The organism is Bacillus cereus (genome assembly GCF_002577405.1).
Taxonomy (GTDB): Bacteria; Bacillota; Bacilli; order Bacillales; family Bacillaceae_G; genus Bacillus_A; species Bacillus_A cereus_AU.
In genome coordinates this window covers 1-20,745 of sequence record NZ_NULR01000002.1, presented here as the reverse complement: position 1 = coordinate 20,745, position 20,745 = coordinate 1, and the positions used below count along the sequence as shown (strand labels likewise).

Genomic DNA, 20,745 nt, shown 5'->3' with positions numbered 1-20,745 from the left:
TATACAATTCGATTAACGAATCAAAACACTACAGAAATAGTGAAAAGGTAAATAATAGAAGTGTAATAGTTTGAAAAACTGAAATTTCATATTTTATGAAAATACATACAGGATAATTTTATCTTTTCGTATTTCTTAATAGTTGAGTTTATTAAGATCGCTCAATTAATTTTTATTATAAAAACTATGAAGGAAGTGAGTTTAGCATGGAAACGCTCGAATTGGCACGAATACAATTCGCATCAACAACGATATTTCATTACCTTTTTGTTCCGCTATCCATTGGTTTAGCTTTTATTATTGCGTTAATGCAAACGATGTATGTGGTAAAAGGACAAGAAGTGTACAAGAAGATGGCGAAGTTTTGGACACAAATATTCCTAGTAAACTTTGCGGTAGGTGTAGTAACAGGTATATTACAAGAATTTCAGTTTGGAATGAACTGGTCAACATATTCACGTTTCGTAGGTGATGTATTTGGTCCGTCACTTGCAATTGAAGGATTATTAGCATTTTTCATTGAGTCTACATTCCTAGGTTTATGGGTATTCGGTGAGGATAAACTACCAAAGAAAATTCACCTTTTATGTATTTGGCTTCTTTCAATTGGAACGATGCTATCAGCGTTTTGGATTTTAACTGCAAATGCATTTATGCAGTCACCTGTAGGATATGAAATGGCAGCAGATGGACGTGCACAGATGAATGATTTCTTAGCGATTATTCAAAATCCGCAACTATGGGTACAATTCCCGCATACACTTACAGCTGCAATTGCAACGGGTGCATTCTTTATTGCGGGTGTAAGTGCATGGAAAATTACAAAACAACAAGAGACTGAGGTGTTTAAGAAGTCTTTCCGAGTTTCTATCGTTGTTGGAACAATTTCAACAGCATTGGTATTATTTTTCGGTCATGCACAAGCGCAAAATTTAATTAAGACACATCCAATGAAGATGGCGGCAGCTGAAGCGCTTTGGAATACGAGTGAGGATCCAGCGCCATTTACGGTATTTGCAAAAATTGATACAGAGAAGAAAGAAAATTCGTTTGAAATTCAAATCCCTTATATGCTAAGTCTATTGTCATACGATAAATTTAGCGGTCAAGTAGAAGGTATGAATCAAATTCAAAAACAATATGAAGAAAAATATGGACCTGGGGATTATATTCCGCCAGTACATACAATGTTTTGGAGCTTTAGAGCGATGGTAATGAGCGGAACGTTCATGTTACTTTTAGGAGCTTACGGATGGTTCTTATCAAGAAAAGATCGTTTAGCTGAAAAAACGTGGTATTTAAAATTAATGGTGTATGCAATTTCACTACCGTTTATCGGTAATACTGTTGGATGGGTTATGACTGAAATGGGTCGTCAGCCATGGGTAGTATTTGGTGTCATGAAAACAGAAGATGCTGTATCACCAAATGTAACATTCGGTGAAGTGTTATTCTCACTTATTTCATTCACATCAATGTATTTAATTATGGGTGGAATTTGTGTTTACTTATTCGTTCGTATCATTAAGGGACATAAGAATAAGAAAACGAAAAAGGATAATCAAAGCCATGATCCATTTGATAAGGAGGAAGAGTATGTTATCTCTTAATGAGTTATGGTTTGTAGTTATTGCAATCTTATTTGTTGGATTCTTCGTACTGGAAGGTTTCGATTTTGGTGTAGGAATGGTTTCAAGGTTTTTAGGAAAGAATGATTTTGAAAAACGAGTTTACTTAAATACAATAGGACCGTTCTGGCACGCGAATGAAGTATGGCTTGTTTGTGCTGGTGGCGCTATGTTTGCGGCATTTCCGCACTGGTACGCAACTTTATTTAGTGGTTTTTATATTCCGTTTGTCTTTATGCTACTTGCCTTAATTTTAAGAGGTGTTTCCTTTAAGTTCCGTGCGAAAATAGATAATCATAAATGGAAGAGTGTATGGGATTGGGGGATGTTTATAGGAAGTATGTTACCTCCTATCCTTTGGGGAGTTGCAATTGCAAACTTTATGGTAGGTGTACCTATTGATGAGAGTAAAAATGTTGTAGGTGGATTCCTGCAATTACTTCATCCATTTGCGTTACTTGGAGGAGTAATGTTCCTTCTACTATGTATTGTTCACGGATTACAATTCCTTACAATACGTACAACTGGTAAATTGAGAGAACGTGCACGAATTGCTGCAATAAAAATTGCACCATTTTCATTAATTACGCTTCTTATTTTTGCTGGTATAGGGTTATGGAAAACTGATATTTTCACTGCACATGGAACAGAATGGATTATGGTACCAATTGGAGCTTTTGTAGCATTATTAATGTCTACTCTATTAAACAAAAGAAGAAGAGATGGTTGGGCTTTCTTTATGACGAGCTTAACAATCATTTTACTAAGTGCGAGTGTATTTATCGGTATGTTTCCACGTGTTATGATTAGCTCTTTAGGAGCAATGAATGATTTGACGATTTATAATGCAGCATCAGGGGCTTATGCATTAAAACTTATGACTTACTTTGCGATTGCTATTTTACCTTTCGTTATCGGAAGTCAGATATGGAGTTATTATGTATTTAGACAACCTGTTAAGTCAGACAACGATTTGGAGTACTAATGAAAAGAAAAAGAGGACTTCCATCTTATCCCGGTAGCCGTATTTTATATGTAGCGTTAACGATTATTAGTATTTTAGAAGCTTTAAGTATTATTGTACAAACAATCTTTTTAGCACGCGCTATTACGTTTTTATTTCATGGAGAGGCAGTACAAACAGTGTTAAGTGAAATTGTTTATTTTGGTATCTCGTTTGTAGCGCGTCAAATATTAGTTCGAACATCACAAATATTAGTGGAACGTTTCGCTGAAAAAACAGGGTCGTTACTAAGAAAACAATTAATAGAAGCATATTTTACATTAGGTCCAAGGTATGTTCAGACTGCTGGAACGGGTCATCTGGTTACCTTATCGATTGAAGGGATTGAGAAATTTAAAACATATATTGAATTGACAATTCCTAAAATGATTAGAAGTAGCATCGTTCCGTGTCTAATTGTTTTATATGTTTTTACGTTAGATATTGAGTCTGGAATCATTTTAGTTGTAACGATTCCTATCGTGATCATATTTATGATTCTTTTAGGATTAGCAGCGCAAAAAATGGCAGATAGTCAATATGAGACATATCGTGTACTTTCTAATCATTTTGTAGATACGTTAAAAGGATTAGAAACATTAAAGTATTTAGGGAAAAGTAAACAGCACGAAGGAAAGATTGAAAAAGTAAGTAAAAGATATAGAAAAGCAACGATGCGAACTTTGCGAATTGCTTTTCTTTCTTCTTTTGCATTAGATTTCTTTACGAGTTTATCAATCGCATTTGTAGCAGTTGGGTTAGGGATACGTTTAATAGATGGGACAATTATACTGTTACCAGCTCTTACGATTTTAATTTTAGCACCGGAATATTTTCTTCCAATTAAGCAAGTTGGAGCGAATTATCATGCTACATTAGATGGACAACTTGCCATGGAGCAAATTGAAGGGATTCTGCAACAACAAAAAGCAATGGAAATAAAAGAATCAAATGTAGAAATTACATGGGATTCTTCTAGCAGCATAAAGTTACAACATATAAAAGTAAATAACGATGAATCTGAAAAGGCTATATTAGAAGGAATTGACTTTACTTGGGAAGGTAACGGTACTATTGGAATAATTGGTGAAAGTGGAGCTGGAAAATCAACGTTAATCGATGTTTTGGCAGGGTTTTTAGCTCCATCTAGTGGGAAGATGATCGTAAATGGTTTAGAAATTGATGAATCCATTCGAGAAGATTGGCAAAAAAATATTGCTTATATTCCGCAGCAACCTTATATTTTTCCAATTTCATTAAAAGATAATATTTGTTTCTACGAGACAAATACAACTGATGAAGAAATTGAGAAAGTTATTCATGATGTTGGTCTTCGTTCGCTTGTTGCATCACTTCCAAATGGGATGCACGAAAGAATTGGAGAAGGTGGACGTATGCTTAGTGGCGGACAAGAACAACGTGTCGCTATGGCGCGTGCACTTTTAAGTAAAAAGCCAATCATTTTATTAGACGAGCCTACGGCGCATCTTGATATTGAAACTGAATTTGAAATAAAGCAATCTATGTTACGCCTGTTTAAAGGTAAGTTAGTATTTCTTGCAACACATCGTCTGCATTGGATGAAACAGATGGATCATATCCTTATTTTAAATAAAGGAGAAATAAAAGAAAGTGGAACATATGAAGAACTTTTAGAAAATGAGCCATTACATTTTCATAGGGAAGAGAGGGAGAGAAATGAGTAACTGGGTTAAACCTTATATAAAACAAAATAAAGGTAGAATGACTTTAACTATTTTCCTTGGGCTTCTTGGAGTTAGTTCAGGTGCGATGTTACTTTTCATTTCAGGTTATTTAATTTCTAAATCTGCTCTCAGACCAGAAAATGTAATGGTTGTATATGTACCTATTGTTGCAACACGTGCGTTTAGTATAGGACAAGCTGTTTTTCATTATATAGAGCGTTTAGTTGGACATGATGTCGTACTACGCATATTAGAAAAAATGAGAACGAAACTATATAGAATAGTAGAGCCACAGGCGTTATTTTTTCGTTCACGATTTCAAACGGGTGATATGTTAGGCGTACTATCCGAAGATATAGAGCATTTGCAAAACTTATATTTACGTACAATATTCCCTAGTATATTAGCGCTAGTTGTATATAGCATCTTCGTACTTGTTATCGGTGCATTTGACGTAGTGTTTGCACTTATTGCAGGGTGTATGTTGGCTATCATTGTTTTTCTGATTCCGTTTGTATCATTACTTTTAATGAAACAACATCACGTTACTTTGAAGCAAGGAAGAAACCGTTTGTATCAACAACTAACGGATGCTGTTTTTGGATTGTCTGATTGGCAGGCAAGTGGTAGAAAAAATGAATTTATTGATGCGTATGTAGAACAGAATGCTCAGTTATTAAAAACTGAACAGAGAGTGAAAAGCTGGTATCATATTAGAGACAGTATCATTCAGTTAGTAGTGGGTATTGTAGTTATTTCAATGATTATATGGACTGGGAATGAAGCTGCAAGTGGACAGATTGCACCTACAGTTATCGCAGCTTTCGTCTTAATGACGTTATCTGTCACAAATGCGCTTATTCCAGTATCAGATGCTATTGATCGAATCCCATCTTATGTAGAATCTTTTCATCGGCTTAATAGTGTAGAAAGTGAAAACGTATTGCAAGATAGAGATGAGTTATTTGAAGATAAAGTTTACGTTGCACCAAAGTATGTAGATATTGAACTGAATAATGTATCGTATAATTACCCGAATAGTAATGAGTCTGTATTAAAAGATGTATCACTGCAAATAAAAGCAGGAAAGAAAATTGCTATTTTAGGGAGAAGTGGGACAGGGAAATCTACTTTGCTAAAATTGTTAGCAGGAGCGTTAAGTCCGGTAAATGGTCAAGTTTTATTGAATGGTGAACAAGCTCATACGAGTCTGTTGTCCAAATATATTTCTGTATTAAATCAAAAACCGCATTTGTTCGATACGACAATTGGAAATAATGTGCGAATTGGCAAACCAGAGGCGAATGATGAGGATATATGGAAAGCTTTAGAAAAAGCACAATTAGCTTCACATATTACTTCTCTCCCAGATGGATTACAAACAAAAATGCATGAAATGGGAAAGAGATTTTCTGGTGGGGAAAGACAACGGGTTGCTTTCGCTAGAACGCTTATGCAAGAAGCGCCGATCATTGTACTTGATGAACCGACTATCGGTTTAGATCCGAAAACTGAATTGTCCTTAATTGAGACAATGTTTTCTGCAACGGAAGAAAAGACAGTTATTTGGATTACACACCATCTTGTAGGAATTGAACATGTAGATGAAGTTATATTCCTTGATCGTGGTCACATTGTGATGCAAGGTAGTCATGAACAACTTCTTAAAGAAAACGAAAAGTATCGTAAGCTTTATGAACTTGATAAAGGAATATAAACATATAATGAAAAACACAAATTCTTGATAGTTCAAGGTTTGTGTTTTTTTATAAGATCCGAATTGTTTCACTGGAGATAGGGTTTAAAATCTATCTGTTTAAGGCAATACTGAGCCATAGTGAATGCATAGTTGGAAGGCGTGATTATATGTTTGAAGAAGATGGGATTGTTTTAATTATGGAACCAGCTGATGAACGGAATCTGAGGAGATTTATTTTTACGGTGCCGAAGTCCGTTTATGAAAATAAGGAGATATTATTACAGTACGGAACACCTTTAGGACAAGGATATACGGATATTATTGAAGATATTATTAGTGTACATATAGAAATTGAAGTGGTTACAGTTATTGGTCATGTAAGAGCATAAATGAGGGATGACTTCAAGCGAACGGATGTACTTAAAATAAGTACGTCTGCTTGCTTATATTTCAATGAAAATAGTTAAGGGTAGGCATAGATGCTTTACTTTGAGAGATAAGGACTGTAGGAAGATAAAAGAGGAAATAATGTTATATTTCTTCTTGATGTACATATTGAACAGGAGAAGAGTAATTTTTCTAGAATATATAAAATGAAGATTAGAAAATAACATATGCTGTGATTAGGTGTATAAGAAGAAAACATACTTTTTATATAAGTATAAAGGAATAACAATTATTTAGGAGGTTAAAATGAAATTTGCAAAAACAATGTTATTTGCAATTATCGTTTCAATTGGTTTAATGGGATGTTCGGTAGTAGAGGAAGGAAAGAACTCATTAGATTATGCTCAAAAAGCAACAGACTATGTAAATGAAATAAGTGCATTTGCAAATGAAGCTCCAGCGTTAGTAGAAAAGGCTGTTAATGATGAAGAAGCTCGTAAAGAATTGGAAACGAAGCTGAATGAAATTAAACAAGATATACCAGCTTTTAATGAATTAACACCACCAGATGTTGCGAAAGATCTTCACCAACAAATCGTGGGATATAATGAGAAGTTAAATACATTAATTGATACGTCTATGAAGAAAATAGAGGAAGGGAAAATTGATGTAGAGCAATTTAAAAACTCTGAGCTTATGCAGACGATAGATCAAGTTCAAGCTTTGAAAGATAAGGTACAAAATTTAGGTCAATAATGAAAAGCTCCGTTTGTGATGAACGGAGCTTTTTAATGTTTTCTAACGGAAAAGTTCATTATAGTTTCTTCTTATTAATATATGTATTTTTTAGACCTTCCATTTTTCTAAAATATGTACTGTTTTATTAGTTGCATCCATCTTAACTTGAATACCAATAGGCATTTAGTTCCTCAGCACGCTCTTGTATACTGCCAGAACGATAGTAATCATGTTGGCCTGTTAGGGAACCTTCTAATATACGAAATCCCTTCTGTTGTAAGTAAGATTTTGCTCGTTCAAATCTTTTTGGAGAAGTGTAGGTTACTGGTGAAGAAGGTGAGTAGATCCCAATTGTATCTCCATTTTTCAATGATTTTGGAAGTAACATTTGTATGAATCCCTTCTATTAAATAGTTTATTTACGAGACTGTATTGTTAAATATTCTTATATTTCTGTATTATTAGTGTAACATAAATACATTGAAATAAAATTGCAATAGATGAATAAATATGTTTTTTACCTTGACGATATAAAGGGAAAGTTGTTATGGTTAAATTCGAGTGTATAAAAGGTTTACTAAAGGAGTTTTAAAATGAAGCAGTTAAAATGGGGAAGAATAGCAATCCTATTAGTAGTAGTTTTGGGTATATGTTGGTTCTTTTTCCAAGGGACTCAAAAGAGTGGGAACAGCGTAGATGCACAACCTTTACAGGTAACTGAATTACCTAAAATAGGGCTAACTGATAAGGAAGTTCCACAAAAGTATATTCCACCGGAAATTAATGCAAAAGCAGCCATCGTTATAGATGCGAGTGATGGAGATGTTATTTATCAAAATAACGAGAATGAGGCTTTTGCGCCAGCTAGTATGTCTAAGATGATGACAGCATATCTTTTATTAGAGAGTGTACATAATGGGAAAGTCCGTTGGGAAGATCCAGTGACAATGAGTGCAAAAGCGGCACAAACAGAGGGTGCAAGAATCCCAGTACAAGTTAATGACACATTAACTGTAAAAGACTTATACCATGCGTTAATGATTGAGTCAGCTAACAATTCGGCTGTGGCTTTAGCAGAGCATATCGCAAAGACGGAGAAAGATTTTGTTCAGCTTATGAACGAGAAAGCGAAACAGTTCGAAATGTCGGAATATGCTAAATTCGCAAATGCATCTGGGCTACAAGAGCCTGATGGAAGTGAAACAAAGATGACGGCTGCTGACGTAGCAAAGTTAGCGTATCATCTTATAAAAGATTATCCAGAGATATTAGAAGTGACTCACTTACGTCAAAGTCAGTTAGCATTTAATAATATTAATGTTGTAAGTACGAACGATATGTTAAATAAAAATAATAAAGATTTATATATAGAAGGAATAGATGGATTAAAAACAGGATTCACAGATAGCGCAGGGTATTGTTTTACAGGTACTGCAAAACAAGGTGACAATCGAGTTATTACAGTAGTCATGGGGACATCAGGTAAAACAAAACGTTTTACAGAGACGAATAAGTTAATGACATATGCTTTTGGATTAGTTAATTAAGTAAAATATCGTTGTAGATTGCTACATAAGCAAGACTGTGTGCTGTTACTTATTTTAGATAACAACACACAGTCTTTTTATAAGTAATAAGGATTTTTTTGCTCGGCATTTTTCATCTGATTTTTTAATTCGTTTTTACGGATTTCAATAGCTGATATTTTTTGTAATGTTATAAATGAAACGAATAGAATAGAAGCATAGTATAGTTCTATATTTTTATTTACATGATCATCAATTATGTTTTTCACAAGTGCACCCCCTTTTTGTTCCAATAAAATTCTCATTTGAAATTCGACCCCCTGGTCGTAAAAGTCCGACTCGCTTTATTAAAGGGGGATAAAGCACTTATTTATTAGAGTTTCACTTTATACGGATAACCATATGATAATGGAAGTATCCTAAAAAATCCATATTTAGTAAAAATGAATAATAAATAGAGTGTGTATTTTCTGTAAAGTGAATGAGACTTTAGGAATTAAATCTTACAATTCGTCAAATTGTTTCAAAATTTTAGGTAGTATAGGAAATTAGTTTTCTAAAAATATTATACTATTGATAAATAGAGTGATTTTTGTCATGATAAGAGTACACTTCATGTAAGTAGCTTTATAAGAAAACACATACTTTATTTTGTATTAGGTTAATAGAATTTTTTATAGTGGATAGAAAATAGAAATTCTATATTGAAATATTAAATGAAATGTCGAATTTTAATGTGATACATAAGAATTTTTTAAAAATCGTTGCAAAAACAGTGTGTTTAATGGTAAAGTTCACATGAAGTTCACACGGATTTCACTTCATGCATTTAAAATGAACTACGTGTGAAAAATAAAACTCTTGCTAAAAAATGGAACTTGATGAATATTTTACTTTGATAATATTGTAAAGTATTAAGTTTGTAAGTTTTTTTTAAGAGGATAGTAGGGAAAGGAAGTAAAGACAACTTATGAAAAAAATAATCGCAGGTTTAGCAGCAGCTTCAGTAGCAGGCGTTGCAGTTCCAGGTATGGATTCTGCCCATGCACAAGTTTCAAACGAAGCGCTAAAAGAAATTAATGGACAAACACAAACTCAAACGAATGTAACTGAAACAAAAACTGTAGAAACAACTTCTGAATTAAAATACACAGTAACAGCTGATGTATTAAATGTACGTTCAGGTGCTGGTACAGGACATGACGTTATTTCTAAAGTAAAAGAAGGTCAAGTACTACAAGTAATTGGACAAGAAAATGGTTGGTTCAAAGTTAATGTAAATGGCCAAACAGGTTATGTAAGTGGGGACTTCGTAACAAATGGTGGTAATAAAGGAACAACTGTTCAACAAGGAACAGGTACTTACACAGTAAACGTTTCTTCACTTAACGTACGTACAGGCCCAAGTACTTCTCATACAGTATTAGGTTCTGTAAATAAAGGTAAAACAGTACAAGTTGTTGGTGAAGTGCAAGATTGGTTTAAAATCAACTTCAATGGTGGAACTGGATACGTAAGCAAAGACTTCGTAACAAAAGGTGGTTCTGCTGTCTCTAACGAAACACAACAACCAACTACAAACAACAATACTACTACAGTTCAAACTGGTGGTTCTTATGTTGTTAACACTGGTGCTTTAAAAGTACGTACAGGCCCAGCTACATATAACGCTGTAATTGGTGGAGTAACGAACGGTACAGTATTAAACGTTACTGGCGCTGAAAATGGTTGGTATAAAATTAACCATAACGGCCGCACAGGTTACGTAAGTGCAGACTTTGTTAAGTTTGTAAAAGGCGGAGTGAACAATGTAGTTACTGGTGGTAACCAAGGTTCTAACCAAGTACAAAAACCAACAGCGCCAACAGGTGGAGATACATCTTCAATCGCTGGATTCGCTAGATCATTAAATGGTTCACCATACAGAACTGCTGGTACAACACCTGCTGGTTTTGACTGCAGTGGATTCATTCACTACGTATTAAATCAAACTGGTCATACAGGCGCTCGTCAAACAGTTGCTGGATACTGGAGCTCTAAAACAAAAACTAGCAATCCACAACCAGGTGATTTAGTATACTTCCAAAATACTTATAAATCAGGTCCTTCTCACATGGGCGTTTACTTAGGAAACGGTCAGTTCATTAGTGCAGAAACTGATGAAACTGGTGTACGTATTAGTTCAGTAAACAACTCTTACTGGAGCAAGCACCTATTAGGTTACACAAAAGCATACTAAGAAAAAGTATTTTATACTTTTCGTATAGAGAAAAGGCTTTCCAGGGAAACTTGGGAAGCCTTTTTATAGTTAAATAAATTAGAAGTGTAGTAGCTATTATTTTAAATTCCCATTTAAAAATCGATCGTATAGGTCATGGAAATAGTTAGGACGAAATAAGTTTGCTGCATGTCCTGCTAACGGGATTTCTTTATATAAAACATTTGGCAAGATAGACTTTAAATCAAAAAGACAAGATTTATAGAGATGATCATGTTCGCCCATTACCCATAGTATAGGATGGGGAAGTGATTTTAATTTAGATTTTAAATCGAATTCTAACCGGTGTCGTAATGATTGGGCAATAATTGACGAATGTAATTGTAACCCGAAACGGTAGTAAATATTTCTGGAAATAACTGCGAACGGGTTCGCTTTTAGTATGCCGCTCGGAAAAATAGTGTTTGCGTATTGAGAGAGCCATTTAGAGTATTCATCTCCTCGTTTCTCCCAAAAATTTTGAAATACGTTATATAAACGAGAAGGGTTATTATAATGTCCGCCAATATGACAAATGCTTAATACTTTTTCTGGGTGCATTTGTGCAAAAATTGTAGAGATATAACAACCATAGCTTAAAGCACAAATATGAGCCTCTTTAATGCCTTCTTTTTCATATAAGCTCAATAATTGATCTACGAGGCGCTGTAATGAAAATTCGATAGCTTCTCCTTTATCGTCACCGTGACCTAATAAGTCATAAGTTATAACGTTGTAGGAGGCAGAAAATCGTTTATGCTCTTTTTTGAAGGCGCGACGATTGCCAACTAATCCATGAATAAAAATGATTGTTTCCTTTTCGGAATGTATATTTGTTTGCAAAAAGGATACTCCTTTCAATAACTGGAGATGTATATAGTGTTTTAACTAGTTATCTATAATCCACATAGAATAATATTAAGTACCAGGTAATAATATCAGATATTTATATGTGTTGTAAAGATGAGTTTTTATGTATATTTTGTAAAAATAGAAAAAGTGTGTTTACATTCAGTTTACATTTGTATTGTATTGTAGTTTTAGAAAGAACAGTTTGGTTTAACACGAGGAGATGAACATGAATGGAAGTTAGAAATGAAATGAAGAAAAAAGGGAGTTGGAGGCAGTTTTTACGCCTTATTCAAGATACAAATCCTCCGAAAGGGATTCTTGCTTTTGCATTATTAATGAGTTTGCTTTCTACGGGAGCGAGTTTATTTATTCCGATGTTAACAAAGGGATTAGTAGATAATTTTTCGCTTTCTTCAATTAGTACGGGACAAATTGTTGGATTAGTTGCCTTCTTTATTATGCAAACCATTGCTGCAGGATTGTCTATATATTTACTGAATTTTATTGGACAGAAGATTGTCGCGGGACTGAGGGAACGATTATGGAAAAAGGTACTTATTTTACCAGTGTCTTATTATGACCAAAATAGAACGGGAGATACAATTAGCCGTATGACAAATGATACAGGTGTTGTTAAAACGTTAATTTCTGAGCATTTGTCAAACTTATTAACAGGCGGTATTTCAATTGTTGGATCGTTAATTGTATTGTTTGTTTTAGATTGGAAAATGACTGCTTTACTTTTAACGGTTATTCCGTTGTCTGTACTAATTTTAGTGCCACTTGGACGAAAAATGTATAAGATTTCAAAAGCACTTCAAGATGAAACAGCTTCTTTTACCAGTGTGTTAACACAAGTGTTATCAGAAATTCGTTTAGTGAAATCTTCAAATACAGAAAAAAGAGAATATGAAACAGGAAATACAGGTATACAAAAGTTATTACAATTTGGTTTGAAAGAAGGAAAAGTGCAAGCGTTAATTTCACCAGTTATGTCGTTTGTTTTAATGGCACTACTTGTTATTATCGTAGGATATGGTGGAATGCGGGTTTCTAGCGGTGCATTAACAACAGGAGAACTAGTAGCGTTTATTTTATATTTAGTTCAAATTATAATGCCGGTGAGTCAATTATCTATGTTCTTTACACAATTTCAAAAGGCAATTGGTGCAACTGAAAGAATTAATACGATCTTAGAATATGAGGTAGAGGACCATGAAACTGGTGTGAAGGTTTCAAATGCTAAGCAGCCGATAGTTCTTGAAAATGTACATTTCGAGTATAACAAAGAAGAGCAAGTCTTAAAGAATATTGATTTTACAATTGAATCTGGAAAAGTAACAGCGATCGTAGGACCAAGTGGTAGTGGGAAAACAACGTTATTCTCATTACTAGAACGTTTTTATGAGCCAACTAGTGGTGCCATTAAATTAGGAAAAGAATCAATTACGAGCTATTCATTACAGTCATGGCGACGTCAAATCGGTTATGTATCACAAGATAGCCCATTAATTGATGGAACGATTCGTGATAATATTTGTTACGGTGTTGAAGGCGAAGTGACTGATGAAGAAATTGAAAAAGTAGCGGCAATGGCATATGTTGATGCATTTATTCATGACTTACCAAACGGATATGCAACAGAAGTTGGAGAACGTGGTGTGAAGCTTTCGGGAGGACAAAGACAAAGAATTGCTATTGCCCGAGCGTTACTTCGAAATCCGCAAATTCTTATGTTAGATGAAGCGACTTCAAGCCTAGATAGTAAATCGGAGTCTGTCGTCCAAAAAGCATTAAACAACTTAATGAAAGGCAGAACAACGTTAGTTATTGCACATAGACTTTCTACTGTTGTAGATGCAGATAAAATTATCTTTATTGAAAAAGGGAATCTTACAGGAAGTGGCTCACATGATGAATTATTACAGACGCATGATATGTATCGCGAATTTGCAATGCAACAATTGAAAATTAAAGAAGGCGCATTATAAAATGAATAATCAGTGGGGATTGTACTCCGCTGATTATTTATTTGTAAAAACTGTATAAAGGATGCTAAGTAGAAAGGAAATGGTTCCTTTGATACCTAAAATTTTAATCGTAGACGACGACCCGCACATTAGAGAACTTGTTTCTGTTTTTTTAGAACGGGAAGGTTTTCAAACATTAGAGGCGATGGATGGACAAGATGCACTTCAGAAGATAGATGAAGTGAAAGTTGATATGGTTATTCTCGATATTATGATGCCGAATATGGATGGCTTTGATGTATGTTTTGAATTAAGAAAATACTATGATATCCCGATTTTGATGCTAACTGCAAAAGGTGAGACGTCTCATAAAGTAAAAGGGTTTCACCTTGGAACAGATGATTATCTTGTAAAACCATTTGATCCGATAGAACTAGTAGTGAGAGTAAAGGCATTACTAAAACGTTACCAAATTACAATATCACAATCTATTCAAGTTGGAGACGTATTATTAAATCGTAAAACATTTGAAGTTACACTTGGAGAACAGACCATTACGTTGCCGCTAAAAGAATTTGAGTTACTCTTTACATTAGGATCTAAAGCTGGAAGGACATGTTCAAGAGAGCAATTAATTGAAGGTGTATGGGGATATGATTTTGAAGGGAATGAACGTACACTAGACGTTCATATTAATCGGTTACGTGAGAAGTTTCAAGAAGAGAGTTCGAAGTTTAGTATTAAGACGATAAGAGGATTAGGGTATCGCTTAGAGGTAAGTAAATGAGAAGAAGAGAACGAATGAGTAAGTTAAAGATACTGAAAGTAATTGGAGCGGTCATAGCGCTCTTTTCGTTTCTCACTATAATTTGGTCTATCGCATTTTATGTAGCATCTAGTATATTAGATGCTCTAGAAATAAACGTATCGCCGTTTGTTACTTTTTTAATTAGTGATATGGTCGGCTTTGTATTTATTGTTCTTATTTGGGTATTGATCGGGGTATTAATGAGACCGAAGCGAGAGGCAATGATTTGGACTATTATCGAACCGATACAAAAAATTGCAAAAGGAGACTTCTCCGTAAAAATACGAAATGAAGAAAAGTATGATGGAGAAATTGGTGTACTCGTAAAAAGTATAAATGATATGACAGATGAACTGAATGCAATGGAGAAAATGAGACAAGAATTTGTATCGAATGTTTCTCATGAAATACAGTCGCCATTAACTTCCATAAAAGGATTTGCTAGAGCGCTACAAGATAATAATCTTTCTGAGGAGAAAAGAAAGCATTATCTTACCATTATTGAAACTGAAACAACGAGATTATCTAAACTGAGTCAAAATTTACTGAAGCTAACGCTTTTAGAGTCAGAAGAGTATATACCAGAGAGAGTGGCTTATCGATTAGATCAACAATTAAAGCAAATTGTATTAAATAGTGAACCACTCTGGGCTGACAAAGAAATTGAATTAGATCTTGATTTAGAAAAAGTACAAATTACTGCCGACCAAGAAAGTATGAGTCAAGTATGGATTAATTTAATTCATAATAGTATTAAATTTACTCCAAGTGGTGGTACGATTACAATTCAGTTAAAAGAATATGAGACAGTAGTGGAAGTGCGTATTCGTGATTCGGGAATTGGGATATCAGAAGAACAGAAACAACATATTTTTGAGCGTTTTTATAAAGCGGATTCTTCACGAAATCGTGCTTATGGAGGAAGTGGCTTAGGGTTGGCCATTGTAAAAAAAGTACTTGACCTTCATCAAGGAAAAATAAAAGTCGAGAGTGAGGAAGGGAATGGTACAGAATTTATTGTGCGTATTCCTAAATATGAAGGAAAGTAGTGTTAGGAGGAAAGCTTTCTAACACTACTTTTCTTTAAAAAATGTATGTATAACTACTATAGTTACCTATAAGTAACCTACGCACATGAAAGTGCATCATTGCCTTTTTGCATAAACATAGATACACTTTTAATATAACAAACAACTGAGGAAATTAAGGAGTGTTATACTTGGCAGAATTATTACAAGGTAAAAATGCTTTAATTACAGGAGCAGGTAGAGGTATTGGTCGTGCTGTAGCGATCGCATTAGCGAAAGAAGGCGTAAATGTAGGTCTATTAGCTCGTTCAGAAGAAAACTTAAAAGCTGTAGCGAAAGAAGTAGAAGCAGAAGGCGTAAAAGCTGTTATTGCGACTGCTGATGTATCTTCGTATGAAGAGGTAACGACTGCAATTGAAACGTTAAAAAACGGCTTAGGGTCTATCGATATTTTAATTAATAACGCTGGTATTTCTAAGTTCGGTAAGTTTTTAGAACTAGACGTTGCTGATTGGGAAAAAATTATTCAAGTAAACTTAATGGGTGTATACTATGCAACTCGTGCCGCTTTACCGAGCATGATTGAACAGCAATCTGGTGATATTATTAATATTTCATCTACAGCGGGACAAAAAGGTGCGCCTGTAACAAGTGCGTATAGTGCTTCTAAATTCGGTGTTCTTGGCTTAACAGAATCATTAGCGATGGAAGTTCGTAAACATAACATTCGTGTAACTGCTTTAACACCAAGTACAGTAGCAACGGATATGGCTGTAGATTTAGGATTAACTGATGGGAATCCTGATAAAGTTATGCAAGCAGAAGATATTGCAGAGTTTATCGTAGCACAGCTGAAATTAAATAAACGTACATTTATTAAATCAGCAGGACTTTGGTCTACTAATCCGTAAGGGCTAAATTTAAAAATAAGGTAGGGACATCTATTCTGTGATGGAATGGATGTCCTTTTTTCTGTTTGTATACAAAACAGAAATTTCTGTATAATTAAAAGTGCATAGTAGAAAAGCATTAATAACTTTAAGAGATAGTATTTCAATGAGCACGATTGCAATATATGAGTGATGTGAGGAGGAAAAAGGGATGAAAAAGAAGTTTCAAAAATTATAACGTGTATCGTGTACAACGAAATTAGCCCGTGGACCTTCAATTTAAATAGCTTTATATTATATATTAAAAAATTGGAGGATATAAGTAGATGAGAACCGAAAAAGAAATGCTAGACTTAATTATAAATACAGCAAAAGAAGATGAAAGAATTCGAGCTGTCATCATGAATGGATCACGCGTGAATCCGAATGTGAAAAAAGATTGTTTTCAAGACTATGATATTATTTATGTTGTAAAAGAAGTACAACCTTTTACATCTAATCATAATTGGATTCATAGATTTGGAGAAATAATGATTGTTCAAATGCCGGAAGAAATGTCATTACTTCCAGCAGATGAAGACGGGAAATTTCCATATTTAATGCAGTTCATGGATGGGAATCGTATTGATTTAACGCTAGTTCCAGTTCATTTAATAAATAAGTTTACTGTACAAGATAGTTTAAGTAAACTGCTTCTTGATAAAGATGATTGTATGGAAGAATTACCACCAGCAAGCGACAAAGATTACTTAATAAAAAAGCCTACAGAAAAAGAGTTTTTAGATTGCTGTAATGAATTTTGGTGGTGTAGTACGAATGTGGCAAAAGGGTTATGGAGAGAAGAACTTTCTTATGCGAAAGGAATGCTTGAAGGTCCAGTGCGAGATATGTTAAGCGTAATGCTAGAATGGCATATTGGTATGAAAACAGACTTTACAGTTAATGCTGGAAAGTTTGGAAAGCATTTCGAGCAATATATTGAAGAAGATATGTGGGAACAATTTAAAAGGACCTTTTCTAATGCAGAATATGAGAGTATTTGGGAGTCATTCTTTGTAATGGGTGATTTATTTAGAGAAGTTGCAATAGAAATCGCTAAAACATATGAATATCAATATCCGCAATGTGATGATGACAAAGTAACAAGCTATTTAAAGCATGTGAAAGCTTTGCCGAAAGATAGTACAACGATATATTAATTTTATAAAGCAGTAAGACTGTCCTAATTACGGACAGTCTTATTTTGGTTTAGGAATAACAATTTCTCTAACAAAGTGCAGCTGAATCACATATGAAATTTTAGGGAGGTTTTTATCATGTATTATTTTTATTCACCAGAGATGTTCGTTCCATTTCAATCGGGGCTAGAACGAGATATTTCGTATGCTTATATGCCGTATCCTCCATTTTATTATGGAGACTATATAAGCTCATTGCCATACGCTTTACATGTTCCTCAAAATTATGAAGTCCAAATAAAAGAAGATCGTGGATCATGGACTCCATTTTCATGGGTTGAAAAATATGCGTATGCATTTTCAGGACCATACAATAAGGCGGAAGTAGCTCTTACATTTGATGATGGACCAGATTTAGTATTTACGCCAAAAATTTTAGATAAGTTAAAACAACATAATGTAAAAGCCACTTTTTTCCTGCTAGGGGAAAACGCAGAAAGGTATCCAAACGTAGTGAAGCGCATCGCGAATGAAGGGCATGTAATTGGTAATCATACGTATAGTCATCCGAATTTAGCGAAAGTAAATGAGGTAGAGTACCGGAATCAAATTATAAAAACGGAAGAAATATTAAAACGTTTAGCCGGCTATGCTCCTAAATTTATACGTCCGCCGTATGGTGAAATACTTGAAAATCAACTGAATTGGGCGACTGAGCAAAATTTTATGATTGTACAGTGGAGTGTTGATACAGTTGATTGGAAAGGTGTAAGTGCCGATACGATTACAAATAATGTGTTAGGGAATTCATTTCCAGGTAGTGTCATACTGCAGCATTCAACTCCAGGCGGGCATTTGCAAGGGTCGGTAGATGCGCTAGACAAAATCATTCCGCAGTTAAAAACGAAAGGTGCGCGCTTTGTAACACTTCCAAGCATGTTTCAGACATCGAAAGAAAGAAACTGAATGTGTTATAAATTGGGAAAAATAGGGTTGTGGCGTATAATGAGAGTGTAAGTTAGGGGGGATATAATTGATTGATGCACTAGTAAACATAGGAATAAGCTTATTGATTGGTATTATATTTATACTTGCCGCACTTATACTTCAAAAAAATCCACCGACAGATATTAACGCGGCATATGGTTATCGTACGAAACGATCTATGAAAAATAAGGAACTATGGGATGCGGGTAATAGGTATAGTGCAGAAGTGATGAAACAAAATGGTTTCATCATGATGTTAATTGGAAGTGTTATTAGTATATTGTTTAGATATTCGCATACAATGATAGCGGTTATGATTGTTATGCTATTATTAATTATTCGCTTATTTATACAAGTAGAGAAAAGATTGAAGATACTTGAACAATAATGATAAATAAAGTAGGACTCCTGGGTAATATAAGCTAGGAGTCCTACTTTATTTACAAACTATCATTCTTTAGCAATTCTTTTCCTTTTTCAATTACAAATTCATAGTATGCAAGATCATACGGATAAATATCTGTAAATGTTATCGTTATCGGTTTATTGTTTAAAACAGAAATGGCCGTAAAAGATGGAACCTCTCTTTTTAATAGTTGAAGAACAGAAGTTGCATGTACTTTCATTACATCATCTACTTCTTCACCTGGTACGAATGGAAGTGAGGTGATGACATTGTGAAAATACATATGGCAAAATTCACGATCAGTGAGGTTCGAAATTTCATAATCTATTTTAAAGATGCCCTTGTATGCTAAATCAGTGGTTTGGAAGGAAAGCCCCAATTCTTCTTCAATTTCACGTAGGCCACCAATTTGTACATCTTCATCATGCATAATATGTCCAGCCGAAGTAATATCCCATATACTTGGAGCTTCTTTTTTATTTTTAGAGCGTAATTGGAAATATAAGAACATATCTTCATCATCTTTTTCTACAAACCAACAATGAAATGTTTCGTGCCAATCACCGTCACGGTGCACTTCATCACGTAATTTCTTCCCAAGTGTATTTCTTTCAGAATCAAATATCGTTAACCACTCTGTCATTTTAATTCCCCTTTCTGCAAATTTTATTATACAATAATTGTATTGAATTTTGGAAAAATAAAGAAAAAGGAGTGTTTATAAGTGGGGATAGAGAGTAAGGGAATAAAATCGATTATTTCAACAGAGGAAGAATTACGACAAATATTGGGGCCACCAAGTGAGCGAGCTTTGAAAAAAGTTATTTCATCACTAGACCACCATTGCATAGATTTTCTGTCTAAATCTCCTTTTCTAGTATTATCTACTGCGAATAAATTAGGAGAGTGTGATGCTTCGCCGAGAGGAGATGCACCTGGATTTGTATATGTATTAAATCAAAATAAAATTATCATCCCTGAAAGACCGGGTAATCGTCGTATAGACTCTATTTTAAATATTATTTCGAATCCGCACGTAGGATTAATCTTTTTTATTCCTGGTCTTGGGGAAACACTCCGAATAAATGGTAAAGCATATATTACAAACGATGAAGAAGTTTTGAAAGAAATGCAGGCGAATGGACGTAATCCGTTACTTGGAATCGTTGTTGAAATAGAAGAATGCTATATTCATTGCGCGAAAGCTTTTATTCGTTCTAAGGTGTGGGAGCCAGAATCATGGTTAAATAAAAAAGAGTTACCTTCAGCAGCAAAAATGTTAATGGAACATGCGAAAGTGAATGCGTCAGAAGAGGACGTTGCACGTTCTTTAGAAGAAAGTTATACGAAAAGATTGTATTGAAAAATTCTTTATTGATATAATTTTAGAAAGTGGAAATCTTCTCGTTTTAAAATGGAATATTTATATATGAACCGTTGATTTACAAGCTAATAAATTACAAAAAAAGTAATAAGAGCAGTCATTGTAAAATGTTATTGTGAAATATAATGAAAAATTATCTTGAAAATAGTTAGTAAAAATAGGCTTGCTTTTTAAAAAGTTGATAACTATAATAAGTTAACAAATAGACATGAACGAAAAAGTAACGATAAGGACATGAAATCATTTTTACGGTTTACAGAGAGGGAAGCCAAGGGTGTGAGCTTCCTAACACGAGAAA

Annotated in this window: 19 protein-coding genes and 1 pseudogene; 16 read left to right on the top strand and 4 right to left on the bottom strand. The window is 34.2% G+C overall.

Annotation, left to right across the window (positions count from 1 at the left end):
* Positions 1-206 precede the first annotated feature (206 nt).
* From cydA to COC96_RS03205, 6 genes are all read left to right on the top strand, one after another.
* The gene (cydA, locus tag COC96_RS03230) at positions 207-1,610 is read left to right on the top strand and encodes a cytochrome ubiquinol oxidase subunit I (protein WP_098768293.1); all 1,404 of its coding nucleotides are present in this window, start codon (positions 207-209) and stop codon (positions 1,608-1,610) included.
* Positions 1,597-2,613: a cytochrome d ubiquinol oxidase subunit II gene (gene cydB, locus COC96_RS03225; RefSeq protein ID WP_098267726.1), complete on the top strand. Its 1,017-nt coding sequence runs from the start codon at positions 1,597-1,599 to the stop codon at positions 2,611-2,613. Before cydA ends, cydB begins: the two co-directional genes overlap by 14 nt.
* Positions 2,613-4,337: a thiol reductant ABC exporter subunit CydD gene (gene cydD / locus COC96_RS03220; RefSeq protein ID WP_098267725.1), complete on the top strand. Its 1,725-nt coding sequence runs from the start codon at positions 2,613-2,615 to the stop codon at positions 4,335-4,337. The genes cydB and cydD overlap by 1 nt, the downstream gene beginning before the upstream one ends.
* Positions 4,330-6,054 carry a thiol reductant ABC exporter subunit CydC gene (gene cydC, locus COC96_RS03215; protein ID WP_098768292.1) on the top strand — a complete coding sequence of 575 codons (1,725 nt, stop codon included), beginning with the start codon at positions 4,330-4,332 and terminating at the stop codon, positions 6,052-6,054. Before cydD ends, cydC begins: the two co-directional genes overlap by 8 nt.
* Before the next feature lie 149 nt (positions 6,055-6,203).
* Positions 6,204-6,425: a hypothetical protein gene (locus COC96_RS03210; RefSeq protein ID WP_097904369.1), complete on the top strand. Its 222-nt coding sequence runs from the start codon at positions 6,204-6,206 to the stop codon at positions 6,423-6,425.
* A gap of 304 nt (positions 6,426-6,729) precedes the next feature.
* Positions 6,730-7,179, top strand: a complete 450-nt coding sequence (locus tag COC96_RS03205) for a DUF6376 family protein (protein ID WP_098267723.1) — start codon at positions 6,730-6,732, stop codon at positions 7,177-7,179.
* A gap of 163 nt (positions 7,180-7,342) precedes the next feature.
* Here the strand turns inward: COC96_RS03205 and COC96_RS03200 are convergent.
* A pseudogene (locus tag COC96_RS03200) lies at positions 7,343-7,549 on the bottom strand (LD-carboxypeptidase); the annotation flags it as partial.
* Between the two features lie 205 nt (positions 7,550-7,754).
* Between COC96_RS03200 and COC96_RS03195 the strand changes: the two are divergent.
* Positions 7,755-8,708, top strand: a complete 954-nt coding sequence (locus COC96_RS03195; RefSeq protein WP_098768291.1) for a D-alanyl-D-alanine carboxypeptidase family protein — start codon at positions 7,755-7,757, stop codon at positions 8,706-8,708.
* A gap of 77 nt (positions 8,709-8,785) precedes the next feature.
* On the opposite strand, the gene COC96_RS03190 is transcribed toward COC96_RS03195, so the two are convergent.
* Positions 8,786-8,992: a hypothetical protein gene (locus COC96_RS03190; protein ID WP_098267721.1), complete on the bottom strand. Its 207-nt coding sequence runs from the start codon at positions 8,990-8,992 to the stop codon at positions 8,786-8,788.
* 665 nt (positions 8,993-9,657) lie between these two features.
* Here COC96_RS03190 and entFM point away from each other — a divergent pair.
* The gene (gene entFM / locus COC96_RS03185; protein WP_098267720.1) at positions 9,658-10,926 is read left to right on the top strand and encodes an enterotoxin EntFM; all 1,269 of its coding nucleotides are present in this window, start codon (positions 9,658-9,660) and stop codon (positions 10,924-10,926) included.
* A 96-nt stretch (positions 10,927-11,022) separates the two neighbouring features.
* Here entFM and COC96_RS03180 read toward each other — a convergent pair whose 3' ends face one another.
* Entirely contained in the window at positions 11,023-11,787 is a 765-nt protein-coding gene (locus COC96_RS03180) for an alpha/beta fold hydrolase (RefSeq protein WP_098768290.1), read from the bottom strand.
* A gap of 239 nt (positions 11,788-12,026) precedes the next feature.
* On the opposite strand from COC96_RS03180, the gene COC96_RS03175 reads away from it, so the two are divergent.
* The 7 genes from COC96_RS03175 to COC96_RS03145 all read left to right on the top strand — a co-directional run bounded on the left by COC96_RS03175 (position 12,027) and on the right by COC96_RS03145 (position 19,045).
* Positions 12,027-13,787 carry an ABC transporter ATP-binding protein gene (locus tag COC96_RS03175; protein ID WP_098768289.1) on the top strand — a complete coding sequence of 587 codons (1,761 nt, stop codon included), beginning with the start codon at positions 12,027-12,029 and terminating at the stop codon, positions 13,785-13,787.
* A gap of 88 nt (positions 13,788-13,875) precedes the next feature.
* Complete coding sequence (hitR, locus tag COC96_RS03170) at positions 13,876-14,553, top strand: response regulator transcription factor (protein ID WP_218009838.1); 678 nt, start codon at positions 13,876-13,878, stop codon at positions 14,551-14,553.
* Positions 14,550-15,623: an envelope stress sensor histidine kinase HitS gene (hitS, locus tag COC96_RS03165; protein ID WP_098267716.1), complete on the top strand. Its 1,074-nt coding sequence runs from the start codon at positions 14,550-14,552 to the stop codon at positions 15,621-15,623. The genes hitR and hitS overlap by 4 nt, the downstream gene beginning before the upstream one ends.
* Positions 15,624-15,793: 170 nt before the next feature.
* Entirely contained in the window at positions 15,794-16,513 is a 720-nt protein-coding gene (locus COC96_RS03160) for a 3-ketoacyl-ACP reductase (RefSeq protein WP_000818985.1), read from the top strand.
* A gap of 305 nt (positions 16,514-16,818) precedes the next feature.
* Complete coding sequence (locus tag COC96_RS03155) at positions 16,819-17,691, top strand: aminoglycoside 6-adenylyltransferase (RefSeq protein WP_098768288.1); 873 nt, start codon at positions 16,819-16,821, stop codon at positions 17,689-17,691.
* 117 nt (positions 17,692-17,808) lie between these two features.
* The gene (locus COC96_RS03150) at positions 17,809-18,636 is read left to right on the top strand and encodes a peptidoglycan-N-acetylglucosamine deacetylase (RefSeq protein ID WP_098267714.1); all 828 of its coding nucleotides are present in this window, start codon (positions 17,809-17,811) and stop codon (positions 18,634-18,636) included.
* A 70-nt stretch (positions 18,637-18,706) separates the two neighbouring features.
* Complete coding sequence (locus COC96_RS03145) at positions 18,707-19,045, top strand: SdpI family protein (protein ID WP_142339951.1); 339 nt, start codon at positions 18,707-18,709, stop codon at positions 19,043-19,045.
* Between the two features lie 52 nt (positions 19,046-19,097).
* Here COC96_RS03145 and COC96_RS03140 read toward each other — a convergent pair whose 3' ends face one another.
* Positions 19,098-19,706 carry an NUDIX hydrolase gene (locus COC96_RS03140; protein ID WP_098768286.1) on the bottom strand — a complete coding sequence of 203 codons (609 nt, stop codon included), beginning with the start codon at positions 19,704-19,706 and terminating at the stop codon, positions 19,098-19,100.
* 81 nt (positions 19,707-19,787) lie between these two features.
* Between COC96_RS03140 and COC96_RS03135 the strand changes: the two genes are divergently transcribed.
* Positions 19,788-20,426 carry a pyridoxamine 5'-phosphate oxidase family protein gene (locus COC96_RS03135; RefSeq protein ID WP_098267711.1) on the top strand — a complete coding sequence of 213 codons (639 nt, stop codon included), beginning with the start codon at positions 19,788-19,790 and terminating at the stop codon, positions 20,424-20,426.
* Positions 20,427-20,745: the final 319 nt, after the last annotated feature.

Coding starts and splice junctions, on each gene's coding strand:
- cydA (WP_098768293.1), top strand. CDS start 207: ATGGAAACGCTCGAATTGGCACGAATACAATTCGCATCAACAACGATA.
- cydB (WP_098267726.1), top strand. CDS start 1,597: ATGTTATCTCTTAATGAGTTATGGTTTGTAGTTATTGCAATCTTATTT.
- cydD (WP_098267725.1), top strand. CDS start 2,613: ATGAAAAGAAAAAGAGGACTTCCATCTTATCCCGGTAGCCGTATTTTA.
- cydC (WP_098768292.1), top strand. CDS start 4,330: ATGAGTAACTGGGTTAAACCTTATATAAAACAAAATAAAGGTAGAATG.
- COC96_RS03210 (WP_097904369.1), top strand. CDS start 6,204: ATGTTTGAAGAAGATGGGATTGTTTTAATTATGGAACCAGCTGATGAA.
- COC96_RS03205 (WP_098267723.1), top strand. CDS start 6,730: ATGAAATTTGCAAAAACAATGTTATTTGCAATTATCGTTTCAATTGGT.
- COC96_RS03195 (WP_098768291.1), top strand. CDS start 7,755: ATGAAGCAGTTAAAATGGGGAAGAATAGCAATCCTATTAGTAGTAGTT.
- COC96_RS03190 (WP_098267721.1), bottom strand. CDS start 8,992: ATGAGAATTTTATTGGAACAAAAAGGGGGTGCACTTGTGAAAAACATA.
- entFM (WP_098267720.1), top strand. CDS start 9,658: ATGAAAAAAATAATCGCAGGTTTAGCAGCAGCTTCAGTAGCAGGCGTT.
- COC96_RS03175 (WP_098768289.1), top strand. CDS start 12,027: ATGGAAGTTAGAAATGAAATGAAGAAAAAAGGGAGTTGGAGGCAGTTT.
- hitS (WP_098267716.1), top strand. CDS start 14,550: ATGAGAAGAAGAGAACGAATGAGTAAGTTAAAGATACTGAAAGTAATT.
- COC96_RS03155 (WP_098768288.1), top strand. CDS start 16,819: ATGAGAACCGAAAAAGAAATGCTAGACTTAATTATAAATACAGCAAAA.
- COC96_RS03150 (WP_098267714.1), top strand. CDS start 17,809: ATGTATTATTTTTATTCACCAGAGATGTTCGTTCCATTTCAATCGGGG.
- COC96_RS03140 (WP_098768286.1), bottom strand. CDS start 19,706: ATGACAGAGTGGTTAACGATATTTGATTCTGAAAGAAATACACTTGGG.